Raw genomic sequence first — 18220 nt, 5'->3', positions numbered from 1 at the left:
AGCAGCCCAACCGATGAGCGAACCCGTTAACGCGCAAACTACCCGTCTCGTTTACGGTCTGGAAGATAAAGTTCCTCTGATTCCGGCGCTCCTGGTCAGTTTACAACAGGTTGGGGCAATGGTTGTGGGAACCATCACGCCAGCACTGATCCTGTCGGGCATTTTATCCATCAGCCCGCAGGACACGGCTTATCTGGTCAGTATGGCACTGGTTGCATCGGCCCTGGGTACGTTTCTGCAAACAATGCGGTTTGGCGTTATTGGTTCCGGACTACTCAGCATTACAGGCACCAGTTTTGCGTTTCTGGCACCGCTGATTCAGGCAGGTACAACGGGAGGACTGCCGCTCATGGTGGGCATGTCACTGGCCGGAACGCCCGTACAACTTGCCCTCGCGCCCTTTTTGCCAAAGCTGAAGCGCGTATTTACGCCCCTGGTTTCCGGTATTGTTGTGTTGCTAATCGGACTTTCGCTGATTCCTACGGGTATGCGTAGCATTGCCCGATTACCCGCTGAAGGCGCACCGGCCTGGAGTGGCGGGTTGATTGCCCTGGTCGTTATTGTGGTCATGGTGATTGCTCAGTCGATTGGAAAAGCCTGGGCACGTATGGCCGCCGTGCTGGTTGGGGTCGTAACGGGCTATACAATATGTGGGCTGATGGGGTGGCTGCAAAGCCCAGCTCAAGGTAGCGGTTCATGGATCACGGTTCCCCAGCTTTTTCCGTACGGGTTGGCATTCAAATGGGAGTTGCTGTTTCCGTTTGCATTTATCTATCTCGTGTGCGTACTGGAAGCCATGGGCGACATTACGGCGACCTCTCAACTATCTGGCTTACCTACCGATGGCCCTGATCACTGGCGTCGGATTCGTGGGGGTATTTTAGCCGATGGTCTTACCTGCATTGGTTCGACGCTGTTCGGTGGTTTTCCCAGTGCAACGTATGCGCAGAATAACGGGGTGATTCAGATGACAGGTGTTGCCGCCCGGCGCATCGGTTGGATCATGGCCATTATCCTGCTTTGTCTCGGTCTCTTTCCGCCCGTAGGTCGTTGGATTACCGTCATGCCGCCCTGTGTGTTGGGTGCGCTTGCCCTTATGCTCTTTGGTCTGGTGGCCGTATCGGGATTACGCCTGATGGTTTCAGGAGGATTATCGCAACGGGATGCGCTCATTGCTGCCATCGCTTTGGGTGTTGGCATTGGTGTTCCTTCGCAGGAAGAGTGGCTAAAGACATTGCCCGGTGTGGTTCAGACGTTTCTGGAATCGGGCGTTTCGGCTGGCGGATTGGTTGCATTACTCCTCAATCTGCTCATACCAACCGGAAATAAAGCGCAGAAACTGAAAGAAGAACCTGCCGAAATGTTGTAAATTGTAAATCACGTTTGTTTAGCGCCATTAAGCGAAACAAACGTAGATCAGCATTTTATCAGCACTCCAAATAGTCAGACAAAGTAAATATCCTTGATAAAATTCATCCTAAATAATAAAGAAGTCAGTACGGCGATGCCATCTGGTACGCCGGTGCTCGATTTTGTACGCTATCATCAAGACCTGACCGGCACAAAAATCGGTTGCCGTGAGGGCGATTGTGGCGCATGCACCGTCGTTGTAGGCGAATTAAAACATGGGGAATTGCGGTATCGATCGGCAACATCCTGCCTGATGCCGCTGGGAAATGCGCATGGGAAGCACATCGTAACCATCGAAGGTGTCAATATGGACGAGCTGAATCCTGTGCAACAGGCTATGGCCGACGAATCAGCGACGCAATGCGGGTTTTGCACACCGGGTTTTGTGATGTCGATGGCGGGATTTTGCCTGAGCAAGACAGTGCCAACGCCACAAAATGCCATTGCCGCCGTTGACGGAAATATATGTCGGTGCACCGGCTACAAGTCCATTGAACGGGCAGCCGGTCGCGTCGCCAATCGTTTAAAGCAACGCAGCGCTGAAGATCCAGTTACCTTTGCCACAAAGCAAGGCATTTTGCCCGCCTATTTTTCTGGTATTCAGGAACGGTTGCAGGTAATGGCCTTAGGGCTGAACGGCGAACTGGCCAATGACAATCCAGTTGCTCAGCGCGTTGGTGGTGGCACGGATTTATATGTACAGAAACATGACGAAATTAAGGATGCATCCATCCGATTTCTGTTCGATAATGCTGATTTAAAGGGAATTTCCCAGATTGGTAACCACTGCGTAATTGGTCCGTCAACGACGGTAACTGACCTGATCGAATCACCGGTAATGCTGGCCCATTTCTCCGATTTCAACGCGTACACAAAGCTGGTGTCGTCTACACCGATTCGCAATATGGCGACCATCGGAGGCAACTTCATCAATGCCTCACCCATCGGTGATTTCACGATTTTCTTTCTGGCCTTAGACGCTACCTTGACGTTGAATGATGGCACTACATCGCGGGAACTACCCCTTCGAAATCTGTACCAGGGCTACAAAACGCTGGACAAAAGCCCGGAAGAACAGCTGGAACAGATCCGGTTTGAATTGCCTGATGCACGCGCACGTTTCAATTTTGAGAAAGTCAGCAAACGGACCCACCTCGACATTGCCAGTGTTAACTCAGCCATTTTTATTACAGTAGCCAATGATGTCATTACCAGCGCCAGATTGTCGGCCGGAGGTGTCGCACCCATTCCGAAACAATTGGCAAAAACGGCACAATTTCTAACCGGGAAGCCGATAACGGAGGAATTGATCATTGAATCCACAGCCATTGCTCAAACTGAAATTGCCCCAATCAGCGATGCGCGCGGTACAGAAGCCTATAAGCGTTTATTGCTTAGTCAACTGATCAAAGCGCATTTTATAAAGCTATTCCCGGAGTTGAATGTGAAGCAATTGCTCGCCCAATAGCACGTAGATACCTAACATTCAACTAGTTACTCTCCACTCATTTTCTAAAAAGAAATGAAAAATATAGATTCCAGAACACACGTAAGGGGCGAGTCGATTTATCTGGACGATATTCCGGTGATTCGCGGTACGTTGTTTGGAGCAGCCTTTGGTTCGCCGGTTGCGCATGGTGTCATTCGGCACCTTGATCTGACCGATGCCGAAGCAATGCCCGGTGTCGTGCGTATTCTGACCTATAAAGACGTAACCGGCGAAAATCAGATTGGCGGCATCGTCCCCGACGAACCGCTGCTGGCCGAACAGCATGTTCATTACTGCGGTATGCCGATTGCTTTTGTAGTCGCAGAAACCGACGATGAAGCCCGTGCTGCGGTCAAAAAAATAACGGTCGACATAGACCCGCTACCTGTCATCACCGACCCCCGCGAGGCACAGGCACTCGACGAATTAATCATTCGTCCGCGAACGTTCCGACTGGGTGACACGGCTACTGCCTGGGAGCAATGTGCTTACATTTTTGACGGAACCGCCGACACCAACGGTCAGGAGCATTTATACATCGAAACGCAGGGCGCTTATGCGGTTCCTCAGGAGAACAACGGCATAAAATTGTATTCGTCTACCCAAGGCCCGACGGCCGTGCAACGGGCCGTAGCCCGGTCGTCGGGTTTGCCGATGCACCAGATTGATGTCGATGTTACGCGTTTAGGCGGTGGCTTTGGGGGCAAAGAGGATCAGGCCAATATGTGGGCGGCTCTGTGCGCACTGGCAGCACATGTACTCCGAAAACCCGTCAAATACGCCCTGCATCGAATGGAAGATATGGCCATGACGGGAAAGCGTCACCCCTACTCCTCCGACTTCAAAATTGGGCTTGACAACGACCTGAAGATTGTTGCGTATGAAGCGACTTTCTATCAAAATGCGGGTGCCGCGGCCGATCTGTCGCCAGCCGTGATGGAACGTACGTTGTTTCACTGCACGAACAGCTATTTTATCCCGAATGTAACGGCAACGGCTTATTGCTGCCGGACAAATCTTCCGCCTAACACTGCCTTTCGGGGATTTGGCGGCCCTCAGGGTATGTTTGTCATCGAAGCGGCCATTACCAAAGCGGCTGAATCGCTGGGAGTTGATGCAGCCATTATTCAGGCAAAAAACCTCAATAAAACCGGCGATGAATTTCCGTATGGGCAAAAAGCGGTGAGCGAATCGCACATCTGCTGGAACAAAGCTCAGGACGTATACGAAATCGATGTAATCCGTGGGCAAATAGCCGCGTTTAATGACACCAGTGCGTTATACAAAAAAGGTCTGGCACTTATGCCGGTCTGCTTTGGCATCTCGTTCACGAATACCCGCATGAATCAGGCGCGGGCGTTGGTACACGTGTATACCGATGGTAGCGTGGGCGTCAGCACGGGTGCCGTCGAGATGGGTCAGGGTGTGAACACAAAAATGGTGCAAGTCGCTGCTCATGTGCTTTCCATCCAGTCGGAGCGGATAAAACTGCACTCGACAAGTACCTACCGGATAGCCAACACATCGCCCTCCGCTGCCAGTGCAACCGCTGACCTGAACGGGAAAGCCGTAGAGATGGCCTGTACCAGCATTATCCAACGCCTTAAGGCCGTAGCAGCCGAGGAATTGCAGGTTCGTGTTGATGAAATCACCCTGAAAGACGAGTTTGTTTATTGGGGCGACAAGAAGACAGACTGGTACTGGCAGCGGCTGGTAATGGCCGCTTACACGAAGCGCGTCAGCCTGTCAGAACACGCCCATTATGCTACTCCCGACATTCATTACGATGCGACCAAAGAAAAGGGGCATCCGTTTGCCTACCATGTCTACGGTTCAGCTATCGTGGAAGTGACTGTCGATTGCCTGCGGGGCACGTATGAAGTAGATGCGGTCAAAGTAGTGCATGATTTTGGCGTTAGCATGAATCCACTGGTCGACCGTGGTCAGATTGAAGGGGGCATCGTGCAGGGCATCGGCTGGATGACAATGGAAGAAGTGGTTTTCGATAAAGCAGGCCGATTGCGTTCCAATGCGCTGTCTACCTACAAAGTGCCGGATATCTATTCGGTACCGAAACAGATTATCATCGAGCCGCTGAAAACGGAACAGGACAACCTGGCCATTTTCCGGTCGAAAGCCGTTGGCGAGCCGCCGTTGATGTACGGCATTGGCGCTTATTTTGCGTTACGCAAGGCCGTTCTGGCATTTAATCCGACCGCTATAATCCCGTTTGATGCACCCATGACGCCCGAAAAAGTCCTGCTGGCATTGTATAACGCCAATGCAATTCGTAGCACCATGCCTTTTGCTAATGACCACACAGCTAATAGTCTGGAAATCAATCCTTAAAAGCATTCAGCAGAAGCTGCCAGTCATGCTCTTGTACGTACTGGAAAGTCACGGCAGCAGCCCAGGCAGGCAGGGTTTTCTGATGGCTGTCAATGCGGCTGGCGACATGGAAGGCTCCATTGGTGGGGGTATCATGGAGCACAAGTTCGTGGAACTGGCGAAAGAAAAACTGACGAATCAACCAACTGAACCTACGCTTTCGATCCGGACACAGTACCACGACAAAAGTGCGATCAGCAATCAGAGCGGCATGATCTGCTCCGGCGACCAAACGATTCTGATTTACCGGATTCAGCCGAACGATGCGCTAGCTATTCAAGGTATTATAGACTGCCTGCAACAGCACCAAAACGGCTTGCTTACGTTATCGCCCACAGGTATTCAGTTTTCTGCCAATAAGCTCCCTGAGGTTGACTACCAGTTCACGATGCAGTCGGAGCAGGAATGGCTGTATCAGGAGCGCATTGGCTATAAAAACCAGCTTTTCATTATCGGGGGAGGCCATTGTGCATTGGCCTTATCCAGAATGATGAGTCTGATGGATTTTTACATTCACGTGTTCGATGATCGTTCAAACCTGCACACGATGATGCTAAACGATATAACCCATGAGAAAACGGTGGTCAATAGTTATGACGAATTGTCCAGTCATATTTCTTCCGGGACGCATCACTATGTAGTGGTGATGACATTCGGCTATCGCACCGACGATCTGGCAATCAGAGCGCTCCTAAATAAAGAGTTGACCTATTTGGGCGTACTGGGCAGTAAGGCCAAAATTAAGAAGCTATTCTCCGACTATCGGGCGGAGGGAATCAGCGAAGAAAAGCTAAAGCGCATCTATGCCCCGATTGGGCTGCCTATTAACAGCCAGACACCCGAAGAAATCGCGATTAGCATTGCCGCAGAGATCATTCGGGTGAAGAATACAAAATAGCAAACCCCTAAGCGGTCATTAGTCGCTTAGGGGTGCTGAACTATAAGGACACGTCACTAATTCTGATTAATAGCCTTCATTTTGCTTCAGATAGCCGGGCAGGTTAGATGCTCCGTCGATGGCCGTCTGCGGAATCGGGAAAACCCGTTTCAGCTTATCGGCATTGGTCTTCTCGGTCCAGGTGCCTTCGTATTTACCAAACCGAACCAGGTCGCTCCGACGGACCATTTCCCAGTACAACTCAAAACCACGTTCGCGTAGCAGCAGGTCGATATTCATACTGGTCAGGGCAGGTGCACCGGAGGTACGCGAAGCCCGAACCGTATTCACATCGGCCAGGGCACTGGCGGCATCGTTGCCTTTACGGAGCTTAGCCTCGGCGCGCATCAGATACACATCGGCCAGACGGACGATGGCAATGTCGGCATCACCCAGGTTCCGGCCCGATTGTGATTTTTTACCAAACTCATACTTCAATACCCGATAGCCCGTGTTGTAATTACTACCCGCTACAGAAAAATCGACCTGCTCGGGGAAACTTACCGGCAAGGTCGGTCGGTTACGGGTCACGTAGAAGAGTTTACCGACCCGATAATTGTTACCACACCGGACAAACGCACCGTTTACCCGGAGCAACCCATATTGCTGGCCCCGCAGAATGCCCCGGTCCATAACAATATCGCTGGCTGCCATACAGGAGTCGGCAGGAAGGGTCATGTTCTTTTTATAAAAGCGAGGATCAACCCCAGCCGGGTCATTGGGGGCGTAGGCATTCACCCAGGTACGGTAGAAATCCGGCGTTATAGCTGGTCCGTCGGTGCCGTTGGCAGCCGGGAAGGCAGGTAGTGGAAACTGATCGCCTGATATCGAGAAATAGGCCAGACGATTGTGGCCATTCAGCTCGGCACGCTGGTCAACGGCAAAAATCAGCTCTTTATTATCGTGGTTGTTGTCGTTGAAAATTGAGAAGTAATCCTTGGACAACTGGTACTGATTAGAACTGATGATCTTATCGCTGTATTCCACCACCTTGTCCATGTCTTCAGGTTTGAATGTAAACTGGGTAGCAAACCGGTCGCGATAGACAGCCGCGTTCAGGTACAACCGAGCCAGCAGCCCCCATACCGCCCCTTTAGTCAACCGACCGGGGCCAACCGTCGTCAGCAGGTCGGGTTCAACCGCCAGAAGCTCATTTTTCACGTATTCCAGTGCCTGTTCACCGCGAAGAATTTGCGAGACTGCCTCTGCGTCCTCCTTTACAAATACCAGCCCGAACAGGTCGAGCATCAGCATATTGTAGTAGGCACGCATACCCCGTGCTTCGGCAATGTAGATTTTAGCGTTCGAATCCTTGTTGGTAGGCAGGGTATTCAGCGCCGTCACCGCTCGCGAAATACCCTGCGCCAGGACCAGCCACGTATTCCGGATGTTCGGATCTGTGCTGGTGTGCGTATGCTGATGCAGGGCGATATAAATACCATTGTCGCCCCAGTCGGTTCCACCCCGATAAGGCAGAATAGCTTCGTCGGTCGAAATCTCCTGAATGGCGAAGTAGTTTGTGTGCGTAAATAAATCCGGTAGACGCGCATACACCGGGGCGATGTTCCCATCGGCAGCCTGTTTGTCCGTTAAGCCGGTTGCCGAGGCTTCGTCGAGCACATTCTCGGTCAGGTCTGTACAGCTGTTGAGGCTGATCAGACTGGTTAGTATCAAGGTGATTATAAAAGACTTTTTCATGATTTTTGGTTAGACCAGTAAGGTTTTAAACCGGGACACATAGTCCTTACAGCAGTGATGAACTTATCAGTCTGATTAAAATGTCAGATTCAGGCCGAATACAAACGAACGGGCTTTGGGGTAGCTTAGGTAATCTATCCCGTACGACGAAATGCCATTTACCGTCCGATCGGTGTTTACCTCTGGATCATAACCGTTGTACTTGGTAATCACGAACAGGTTCTGTCCCGTTGCCGACAGCCGGACGTTAGAAATCCAGCGCTTCATCCCGATAAGTTTCGGATCGAGACTGTAGCTCAGCGTCAGGTTGTTTAGCCGGAAAAATGCACCATCTTTCAGGAAGCGGGTCGACACAGGAGCCGAGTTGTTGATCGACTCATTTGGCTCACCAACGGCTTCGGCAGGGCCATTTAATCCTTTTACCAGACGCGCTTTGTAGAAGAAAGCGTTGGCCGTGTTGTCGTACAACTTATTGCCCGACACACCATTGAAGTTGGCTGTCAGATCGAAGCCCTTATAGCCAACCCTGGCGTTCAGGTTGAACTGCTGGGTCGGCAGTGCGCTACCAGCGGCAATCCGGTCTTTATCAGTCCCGCCAATGCCATCACCGTCGATATCGCTGTACTTGCTGACTCCCTTGTCGTCAATGCCGATGTACTCACGCAGGAAGAAGGTCCCAATGGGCTGGCCGTTCACATAACCGTTAACCGTAGCCGACGTCAGACCTGCGCCCGTGGCCGATCCTGACGTAATTACAGAGTAGGGCGAGTTATTTACCACGTTTTTAATGAACGTAATGTTACCCCCAAGGTCGAACCGGAACCCGCGCTGGCTTGCGTAACGGTAGTTCAGACCTACTTCTACCCCCTGGTTCGTGATGCTCATATCGGGCACATTGGTCCAATAGGTAGCAGCCGGCTGAATGGGGTCAGCGGGAATTACTTCGAGCAGAATTTTGCCCGACACCTTCCGAAAATAGTCAATTGTACCAGTCAATGCGCCTTTAAACAGGCCAAAATCCAGCCCAACGTCGGTCTGGGTTGACACCTCCCACTGAATGTCGGGATTGGCAAGCCGCGTGTAAGTCGTTCCGGCAGGGTAGTTCGTCGAGTTGTCCAGTGGATAGCTGGTCGTTGCGCCAACCTGCGACGTAAACAGGGCCTGAGTGATTTTTGACGGAATCTCCTGGTTACCCGTTTGACCCCAGCCTGCCCGAAGTTTCAGATCAGAGAACGGTCCTGATTGCAGAAAAGGCTCTTCAGACAACCGCCATCCCGCCGAGAATGACGGGAAAACGCCGTATTTGTTGTTTGCCCCAAACTTGCTCGACCCATCGGCCCGCACGGTAGCGGTGAACAGGTAGCGATCCCGAAACTGATAATTCAGACGGCCAAAGAACGACTGAAGCTCGTTTTCGATCGACGATCCGCCTGGCCGGTTGTTAGCCAGTGTGAGATCCTGCCCAAGACTTGGATTGTTGATTGGTTCAATGGGCGAGATCGGAAATTTATTGATACTCCAGCTCCGCTCCTGAATATAAAATTTCTGATACGAATGCCCCACCAAAGCCGTCAGATTGTGATTAGCCCACCCCCGCGTGTAGGTGAAATAGTTCTCAATCAATACGTTCCGATTGGTCTTGTAGATACTTTCAAGCCGGCCATCCTGTTGGGGTACAGCACTGGCCAGCGACTGCAAATCACGGGTCGACGTTGCATTATCGATACCCAGATTCAGCTTATAAACGAGGGCGTTGGTAATCTTGTAGGAGGGTGATATCGTTGCTACTACCCGGTTGATCGTCGTTATATCTTTCTGCAAAGCCAGCGACAGCACCGGATTTGTAAACGCCTGATATCGTGCCGGACCACCGGTAGAGTCGTAGGCTGGATAGGTTGGGTTGGCCGATAGGGCCGCACCAAGAATACCCTCAATGGGAGGACGTTCGTTGACGGTTTGTGAAGCGGTTAGGTTTACATCGAGCGCCAGTCGATCATCAAGGAATTTCTGCGATGCATTAAATCGGCCGGTATAGCGTTTTAAACGGCTATTTTTCAGCACACCTTCCTGATTCTGAACACCCAGCGAACCGTAGTAGGTTAGCTTTTCGGCACCACCGCTAAAACCAAGATTGTAATCCTGCGTAATGGCAGTCCGGCTGATTTCGCGCTGCCAGTCGGTCGAAGCCTTCTTATCGTCGACAATACCCCCAACGGCCACTACCTGCTTTCGGTACTCGTCGGCATTAAAAACAGGAATAGGCCGTGCTACGTTTGAGATGCCGACGTTGGCGGAAAGAGTCAGATTAGAAGTGCCCGCTTTCCCTTTTTTGGTCGTAATCAACACGACGCCATTGGCCCCACGTGCTCCGTAGATGGCAGTAGCCGATGCATCTTTCAGCACGTCAATCGCTTCGATATCCTGCGGGTTCAGGAAGTTGAGCGGGTTGGTAACACCACCTGTACTGGAGTTGTCCAGCGGAATACCATCCAGGACAAACAAAGGCGTACTGCCTGTACGAACGCCACCCGGCCCCCGAATTGTAATACTCTGAGAAGCACCGGGTTCGCCACTGGCAGAAGTAACGTTAACTCCGGCCACTTTACCCTGCAAAAGTTGTTCGGGTGAATTGATTATACCCCGATTGAAGTCCGTGCTTTTCAGGGTTGTCATGGCACCGGTAGCGTCCTTCTTTGTCGTAGTACCGTAGCCGATAACGACAACCTGTGTAAGTTCAGAAGCAGCAGCAGCCAGGGATACATTCAGTGTTGTACGATTGCCTACCTGTATCTCCTGCGACACAAACCCAATAAAGCCAAACACCAGTACTGCATCGCCACTGGGAACGACAATCCGATACTCACCTTTGGCATCGGTGGTCGTGCCACGCTGTGATCCTTTCAATACGACAGTACAGCCAGCCAGCGATTCGTTCGTTGCCGCATCGACAACGCGCCCACTGACAGTCAGCTCAGCCTGGGCTTTGCCGGTCCGAAAATCAGGACTTTTCCCCTGAACGGCCAGTGCACTGATTGCCAGGAAAAACCAGCACAATACGCTCCATTTTTTTATAAATGGAGGTGAAATGTAAAAAATCTTCATGATTGTAGACTTAATTAGAGGTAGCAAAACGTGATTTCTCAATAAATTTCAATTAACGAAGTAAGTATTAAAAAAAAATTAAAAATTCCCAGAAAAATACAAAGAGATATCAACTAAGTAGCCCCATAACCAGGAATGTGCTACAGAAGTATGGTCTAACAGCCGGGTTATTCATGAGACCGGTTTAGTAAATTTCACCTGACTGGCTGATGGGCTACTCTGCAGAAGGCTGGCTGACTTATGGAAGATTTCGGCGAAAGACAACTGCAAATCCTGTACTCAACAGGTCTTTCCCTAAGAATTGAACATTGTAGAAATCGCACTGGTAATGATTCTTGTGGAGCGCAAAATTAACCGGAAGGCGCGTCACCACCCCAAAATCTCCATTCAAGGGTATGTTAACAAATCAACGACACATTTAATGTTTCCATAAAACCCCAATACAGATCGCGATATACGGCACTGAATAACAGGTTACTCCTGATTCAATACGAAGCCTTACTTGGTGGTTGGATAGATAAATCCAGCTCCTCATCAGATGCGCCTTCGTATGAAAAACTAACTCCTTTTTGGCTTATATTGCTCTAAAATCAGTGAATCCCAATTCGTAACCTATGCATCTGACACCACGCGAAAGTGAAAAGTTACTCCTGTTTCTGGCGGGTGAACTGGCCGAGAAGCGAAAAGCCCGTGGCTTAAAACTCAACTATCCTGAAGCGATTGCGCTTATTAGCAGCCAACTCCAGGAAGCCGCCCGCGACGGCAAATCGGTGGCCGAACTCATGCAATATGGTACCACGATTTTAACCCGCAAGGATGTAATGGATGGCATTCCCGAAATGATCCATGAGATTCAAATCGAAGCGACGTTCCCCGACGGAACCAAGCTGGTTACCGTCCATGATCCAATTCGCTAAATCCGTTCGCCGTTATCGGTCGATGCCTATACTGTAAATACCAGCCGACCAGCTCCTGACTTTTGGAAAGCGACTCCTCATAAACCGTAAATCAACATGATACCCGGAGAATACATTCTTGGCAACGACCCGATCGAGTGTAATGCGGGTCGGCCGACCGCCAGCCTAACCGTTGTTAACACCGGCGACCGACCCGTGCAGGTTGGTTCACATTATCACTTTTTTGAAGTCAACAAACAGATGGAATTTGACCGCGAGAAGGCATTTGGTATGCGGTTGAATATTCCAGCCGGAACGGCGGTTCGCTTTGAGCCTGGTGAAGAAAAACTCGTTGAGTTGGTTGCCCTGGGCGGAAATCGTAAAGTCTACGGGTTCAGCAACTTAACCAATGGCGATACGATTGATGAGCTTAGCAAACAACAGGCGATGAAACAGCTACACGCTCAGAAGTTTAAACATAAGCCATCATGAGCCTATCCATCAGCCGAATAAAATACGCGAACCTGTATGGCCCGACGGTGGGCGATAAAGTACGTCTGGCAGATACCGACCTGATCATCGAAATCGAAAAAGATTATACGGTTTACGGAGACGAAGCCAAATTTGGTGGGGGCAAAACCATCCGCGATGGCATGGCTCAATCGGCTACGGCCACTCGTGCTGAAGGCGTTCTGGACATGGTCATTACCAGCGTCATGATCATTGACCATTGGGGCATCGTGAAGGCCGATATTGGGTTAAAAGACGGCAAAATTGTTGGCATCGGTAAAGCTGGAAATCCCGATACAATGGACGGCGTAGACCCGAACATGGTCATTGGTGCTTCGACCGAAGTTCATGGTGGTGCTGGCCTGATCGCTACACCGGGCGGCATCGATTCACACATTCATTTTATTTGTCCGCAGCAGATCGACCATGCTTTGTTTAGCGGCATTACAACGATGATGGGCGGTGGTACCGGCCCTGCCGATGGCACCAGCGCCACAACCGTAACACCCGGTGCCTGGAATATCCAGAAAATGCTCGAAGCAGCCGATGCGTTCCCGATGAATCTTGGCTTTATGGGCAAAGGCAATTGTGCCACCACGGCCCCGCTTGAAGAACAGATTGAAGCCGGTGCGCTGGGCCTGAAAATTCACGAAGACTGGGGTTCGACACCAGCGGTAATCGATGCGTCGTTGACGGTTGCGGATAAATATGACGTTCAGATTGCCATCCATACCGACACGCTGAACGAAAGTGGTTTTCTGGAAGATACCATCAGCGCCATCAACGGTCGGGTGATTCATACATTTCATACCGAAGGTGCCGGTGGCGGTCATGCCCCTGACATTATCAAGGCAGCGATGTACCCGTATGTGCTCCCATCGTCGACCAATCCAACCCGCCCGTACACCATCAACACCATCGACGAACACCTCGACATGCTGATGGTTTGCCACCACCTTGACAAATCGGTGCCGGAAGATGTTTCCTTTGCCGATTCGCGAATTCGTCCCGAAACCATTGCAGCAGAAGATATTCTGCACGACATGGGCGTTTTTAGCATGATGAGTTCTGACTCGCAGGCGATGGGCCGCGTGGCCGAGGTAATTACGCGAACCTGGCAAACCGCCGATAAGATGAAAAAGCAGCGGGGATTTTTACCGGAAGATGAAGCGAATAAAAATGATAATTTCCGGGTGAAACGCTATGTAGCCAAGTACACGATCAACCCCGCCATTACGCACGGTATTTCGGACTATGTTGGGTCTATTGAAGCCGGGAAACTGGCCGATCTGGTTTTATGGAATCCGGCAATGTTCGGGGCCAAACCCGAAATGATCATTAAGGGTGGCATGATCATCGCCAGTAAAATGGGCGACCCTAACGCGTCGATTCCAACCCCGCAACCCGTTATTTACCGCCATATGTTCGGGGCCTATGGCAAAGCCTTACATAAAACCTGCGCAACGTTCGTGTCGCAGATTTCGCTGGAAAAAGGGATCGTACAACAATACGAGTTGCAGAAAATGACTTTACCCGTAAAGAATTGTCGGACCATCTCAAAAAAGGACCTGATCCACAACGATGCCACGCCCCGGATTGACGTAAACCCCGAAACTTATGAAGTGAAAGTTGAGGGCGAAACCATTACGTGTGAACCAGTTGCCGTCTTACCCTTGGCGCAGCGGTATTTTTTGTTTTAGGTAATCTATTCTTTGTCATCCCAACGCAGGAAGGATCTTCGGGTAAGACGAACACTTTTAGCTGCATCAGGATGCGTCCTACTGTTGGCATGACAAAAACAAAAAAATGCTTATTCAACAGAAACTCGGCCATATAGACGCTATCGACCCTGGCGACCGCACCATCGACTGGTTGCCGCTGGAGTGGTTTGAAACCAGCAAGCGGATCATGCGAAAGCGAACCCAATCGGGGCAGGAAATTGCGTTGAAGTTTCTGGCCGAAAATCCGCAACTGACACAGGGAGACGTGTTATACGAAGATGCTCAGACCCTGATTGTGGTTGAGGTGCTTCCGTGCGATGTACTTGTCATCAGGCCAAAGTCCATGTACGAAATGGCATCGGTTTGTTACGAAATTGGCAATAAGCATTTACCTCTGTTTTTCGATGACAATACGCTGTTGGCCCCCTATGATGCCCCTCTGTTTCGGTTACTGACCGCATTGGGCTATGTTGTAGAGCAGCAACAACGAAAATTAGTGCAACCCCTGAAAACGACTATTTCGCCCCACGGGCATGCCAGCAGTAGTGAAAGCTTATTTTCAAAAATCCTTAAACTCACTACACCCTCAGCATGAATACTGGTCTGATCCGTCTCCTGCAATTAAGCGATCCAACCCTACCGATCGGAGGTTATGCGCACTCGGCGGGCCTCGAAACCTACGTACAGGCTGGTGTTGTGCATAATGTTACAACGGCAAAAATGTTTGTCGAAGAAATGCTGGGCAGGAATCTGTTTTACACCGATGCGGCATTGGCCTCCTTGGCCTATGATGCTGCCACCCGGAATGACTGGAATGAACTGGTAACGCTGGATGACGAATGCACAGCGGTAAAATTGCCGAAAGAAATGCGGCAGGCCAGCCAGAAACTGGGCATTCGGCTGATGAAACTATTTCAACCGCTTTGTGATAACGCACTGGCAAATCAGTATCGGGAAGCCATACAGAATCAGGAAGTTATGGGGCATTATTGCCTTGTGTTTGGCCTGTTTGCACAGGCATTACAAATTCCGAAAGCAGATGCCATGACCGGGTTTTATTACAATGCAGCCGGTGGTATGGTTACGAATTGCGTTAAACTGGTTCCGCTGGGCCAACAGGACGGTCAGGAAATTCTGTTTTCGCTGCACCCACTGATTCAGAAATTGGTTACTGATACGTTACAACCCAATCGTGAGCTAATTGGCCTTTGCTGCCCCGGTTTCGACATCCGAAGCATGCAGCACGAACAATTGTATTCACGGCTGTATATGTCTTAACTGGATGGAAACGGGCAAATCTGAGGCTTTCGCTCAGCGCCATGCGGGCATCGCCGATACCACTACTAACCATAAAGTAAACTTGCAATGATCGTTAAAATGGCCGAGGGAAACCTCAAAACAAAATTTGGTGAGTACCACGAAATTCTCTTTTATGATGGACAAAAAGAGTCGATTGCGCTAATCATGGGTGATGTGGATGGCGAAGAAGACGTACTGTGCAGAGTTCATTCTTCCTGCCTGTTCGGCCATGCCTTTAACAGCATCGAGTGTGATTGTAGAGAGCAAATGGAAATATCCCAACAACTCATCCAGCAAGCCGGAAAGGGCATTATTATCTGGCTAGAGCAGGAAGGGAAAGGAAACGGGCATTTTGCACTTTTAAAAAGCGTAGAATATAAACGAAAAGGCTTGCCCCAGGCGGATGCGTATGAAGCGGTAGGCTTTAAACGGGATGCCAGAGACTACACGAAAGCAGCCGAAATTTTAAGCGAACTCGGCGTTAAGTCAATACGTATGTTGACCGACAATCCGAAAAAAGTAGAAATGCTGACCCAACATGGCGTTACGGTCGTTGGCATTAAGTCTACTACCCTGTGATCAGAGAAGTTCTATTCTGTAGAAAACCTACGTAATGAAGTCAAGAACCTACGTAAAAATTGGTGTGGCAGGACCGGTTGGGTCGGGAAAAACGACCCTGATTGAGCGTCTGTCGCGCCAGATGGCCAGCCAATACAGCATTGGTGTCATTACCAATGATATTTATACCAAAGAAGACGCGGAGTTTCTAACCCAAAACAGCCTGTTGCCCGCCGACCGAATCATTGGCGTCGAAACGGGCGGTTGCCCGCATACAGCCATCCGCGAAGATGCGAGCATGAACCTCGAAGCCGTTGAGGAAATGGCACAGCGGTTTCCGGATGTCGAACTTATTTTCATCGAAAGTGGTGGCGACAACCTTTCGGCTACCTTCAGCCCCGATTTGGCCGACGTGACCATCTTCGTCATCGATGTGGCCGAAGGCGATAAAATACCCCGCAAAGGTGGACCCGGCATTACGCGTTCCGACCTGCTCATCATCAACAAAATTGACCTCGCCCCCTACGTGAACGCCGATCTGGGGGTGATGGAACGCGATGCCCGCAGGATGCGCAATGGCAACCCGTTTGTATTCACCAACTTAATGAGCTCACAAGGCCTGGATAGCGTCATTGACTGGATACGTCGGTACGCCTTACTGGAAGCTGTAGACGAGCCAAAATTGTGGCGATGAAAGCTGAGCTACACATCCAGACTGCTCTGCGCCACACCCAGACTTATCTAAAAAAAGCGTTTTTTACCCCACCCTTCAAGGTAGCAAACATTACAGAGGATAAACGGGCCCATCAGTTAAAGCTGATGCTGATGAGTTCGTCACCGGGAGTTTTAGATGGCGACGACTATCAACTCCGAATTGATCTGGCCGAAGGTTGTTCGCTGGAGTTGCAGACACAATCGTACCAGCGATTGTTCACCATGAAGCGGGGAGCGTCGCAGCGCATGCATGTTCAGATGGAAAAAGGATCGTCGTTTTGTTTCCTGCCTCACCCGTCGGTGCCGCATGAAAAAGCCAGTTTCTCAGCAACCAACCAGATTTATATGGCCGATGGCTGTTGTCTGATCTGGGGCGAGGTACTTACCTGCGGCCGAAAACTGAACGGTGAGGTTTTTCAGTTTTCGAAATATCATACGGTTACGCAGGTATTTATCAACAAAAAAATGGTGATCAAGGAAAACGTCCTGATCACCCCGGCAACGATGAATCTGAGCGCAATCGGGCAACTGGAAGGCTTCACCCATCAGGCTGGCCTGATTTATCTGAATGAAAAGGAGCCTGTTCATGAACTCAGCAAAACGATAATGGCCTATTTAGCCCAGCAGCCGGGCATTTTGTTCGCCGTCTCAGTAGCTCCGGTCAATGGGCTGGTGGTCAGACTACTTGGACAACATAGCGAGCAGCTTCATACATGCCTGAAAACGATTGCCGGGCAACTACCTCAACCTACGCTTCGTCAATCCAAGTCCGTAGCCTATGAGCCATGAAACCCAGCTGCTAGTACTAACCTCCATTACCGTTGCTTTTTTGCACACGGCTACCGGACCTGACCACTACCTGCCGTTTCTTGCGTTAGCCAAAGCGCGGAGCTGGTCACTCCCGCGGACGATCGGCTGGACCATCGTTTGCGGCTGCGGACACGTGTGGAGTTCGGTGCTGTTGGGTTTGGGTGGTGCTGCTCTCGGCTGGTCGGTTGCCAAAATTAACTGGTTTGAATCGATCCGGGGTGGAATAGCCGGTTGGGCGTTATTGGGTTTTGGGTTGATTTACAGCGTCTGGGGGCTTTTTCGGGCTTATCAGAACCGGCCCCACAAACATTTTGACCTACAGGACAACGGTGAACTGTATGTTTACGAGCATAAGCACGATCTGGCTGTATCTCCACAAAATCGCTATAAAGTCACGCCCTGGGTTATGTTCCTGATTTTTGTACTGGGGCCCTGCGAACCGATGATTCCGCTGCTTTATTTTCCGGCAGCTCAACAGTCCTGGAGTGGTATGCTGCTTTTAATCGGCACTTACACAGTCTTTACGCTGGCTACAATGACCAGCCTGGTTCTGCTTGGATACTATGGCATTTCCCTTCTGAAAACAGAGCAGTTAGAGCGTTATATGCATGCGCTGGCCGGGCTGACCATTACTATCTGCGGTGCAGGCATGGTGTTTCTGGAATGGTAATTCATTCGTGACGACTAA

Annotated in this window: 15 protein-coding genes; 13 read left to right on the top strand and 2 right to left on the bottom strand. The window is 50.5% G+C overall.

Translation table 11 applies throughout. The features are described from left to right. Nucleotides 1-13 precede the first annotated feature (13 nt). The 4 genes from GJR95_RS03840 to GJR95_RS03825 all read left to right on the top strand — a co-directional run bounded on the left by GJR95_RS03840 (nt 14) and on the right by GJR95_RS03825 (nt 6185). A complete protein-coding gene (locus GJR95_RS03840) occupies nt 14-1369 on the top strand; it encodes a uracil-xanthine permease family protein (RefSeq protein WP_162384633.1) in 1356 nt (451 codons plus the stop codon). A 93-nt stretch (nt 1370-1462) separates the two neighbouring features. Then, on the top strand, nt 1463-2878 hold the full coding sequence (locus tag GJR95_RS03835; protein WP_162384632.1) for an FAD binding domain-containing protein: 1416 nt from the start codon (nt 1463-1465) through the stop codon (nt 2876-2878). A 54-nt stretch (nt 2879-2932) separates the two neighbouring features. Next, nucleotides 2933-5248, top strand: a complete 2316-nt coding sequence (locus tag GJR95_RS03830; protein WP_162384631.1) for a xanthine dehydrogenase molybdopterin binding subunit — start codon at nt 2933-2935, stop codon at nt 5246-5248. Further along, complete coding sequence (locus tag GJR95_RS03825) at nt 5211-6185, top strand: XdhC family protein (protein WP_162384630.1); 975 nt, start codon at nt 5211-5213, stop codon at nt 6183-6185. Before GJR95_RS03830 ends, GJR95_RS03825 begins: the two co-directional genes overlap by 38 nt. Nucleotides 6186-6251: 66 nt before the next feature. Here GJR95_RS03825 and GJR95_RS03820 read toward each other — a convergent pair whose 3' ends face one another. Further along, nucleotides 6252-7922 (bottom strand): RagB/SusD family nutrient uptake outer membrane protein, encoded by a 1671-nt coding sequence (locus tag GJR95_RS03820; protein ID WP_162384629.1) that lies wholly within the window; start codon nt 7920-7922, stop codon nt 6252-6254. Between the two features lie 75 nt (nt 7923-7997). Then, the gene (locus GJR95_RS03815) at nt 7998-11024 is read right to left on the bottom strand and encodes a SusC/RagA family TonB-linked outer membrane protein (RefSeq protein WP_162384628.1); all 3027 of its coding nucleotides are present in this window, start codon (nt 11022-11024) and stop codon (nt 7998-8000) included. A gap of 614 nt (nt 11025-11638) precedes the next feature. Between GJR95_RS03815 and ureA the strand changes: the two genes are divergently transcribed. The 9 genes from ureA (at nt 11639) to GJR95_RS03770 (ending at nt 18202) form a co-directional block, all read left to right on the top strand. Further along, the gene (gene ureA / locus GJR95_RS03810) at nt 11639-11941 is read left to right on the top strand and encodes an urease subunit gamma (RefSeq protein ID WP_162384627.1); all 303 of its coding nucleotides are present in this window, start codon (nt 11639-11641) and stop codon (nt 11939-11941) included. A gap of 96 nt (nt 11942-12037) precedes the next feature. Then, the gene (locus tag GJR95_RS03805; RefSeq protein WP_162384626.1) at nt 12038-12412 is read left to right on the top strand and encodes an urease subunit beta; all 375 of its coding nucleotides are present in this window, start codon (nt 12038-12040) and stop codon (nt 12410-12412) included. Further along, the gene (gene ureC, locus GJR95_RS03800; RefSeq protein WP_162384625.1) at nt 12409-14130 is read left to right on the top strand and encodes an urease subunit alpha; all 1722 of its coding nucleotides are present in this window, start codon (nt 12409-12411) and stop codon (nt 14128-14130) included. The genes GJR95_RS03805 and ureC overlap by 4 nt, the downstream gene beginning before the upstream one ends. A gap of 106 nt (nt 14131-14236) precedes the next feature. After that, complete coding sequence (ureE, locus tag GJR95_RS03795) at nt 14237-14746, top strand: urease accessory protein UreE (protein ID WP_162384624.1); 510 nt, start codon at nt 14237-14239, stop codon at nt 14744-14746. Next, a complete protein-coding gene (locus GJR95_RS03790; RefSeq protein ID WP_162384623.1) occupies nt 14743-15429 on the top strand; it encodes an urease accessory protein UreF in 687 nt (228 codons plus the stop codon). Before ureE ends, GJR95_RS03790 begins: the two co-directional genes overlap by 4 nt. Before the next feature lie 87 nt (nt 15430-15516). Next, nucleotides 15517-16029: a GTP cyclohydrolase II RibA gene (ribA, locus tag GJR95_RS03785; RefSeq protein ID WP_162384622.1), complete on the top strand. Its 513-nt coding sequence runs from the start codon at nt 15517-15519 to the stop codon at nt 16027-16029. A gap of 34 nt (nt 16030-16063) precedes the next feature. Beyond that, nucleotides 16064-16702, top strand: coding sequence for an urease accessory protein UreG (ureG, locus tag GJR95_RS03780; protein WP_162384621.1), 639 nt, complete (start codon nt 16064-16066; stop codon nt 16700-16702). Then, nucleotides 16699-17511: an urease accessory protein UreD gene (locus GJR95_RS03775; protein WP_162384620.1), complete on the top strand. Its 813-nt coding sequence runs from the start codon at nt 16699-16701 to the stop codon at nt 17509-17511. The genes ureG and GJR95_RS03775 overlap by 4 nt, the downstream gene beginning before the upstream one ends. Then, entirely contained in the window at nt 17501-18202 is a 702-nt protein-coding gene (locus tag GJR95_RS03770) for a hypothetical protein (RefSeq protein WP_162384619.1), read from the top strand. Before GJR95_RS03775 ends, GJR95_RS03770 begins: the two co-directional genes overlap by 11 nt. The last annotated feature ends 18 nt before the right edge of the window (nt 18203-18220 follow it).

The organism is Spirosoma endbachense, from assembly GCF_010233585.1.
GTDB classification, from domain to species: Bacteria; Bacteroidota; Bacteroidia; order Cytophagales; family Spirosomataceae; genus Spirosoma; species Spirosoma endbachense.
The sequence above is the reverse complement of the archived record's forward strand: the minus strand, read 5'-3'. Positions and strand labels throughout refer to the sequence as shown.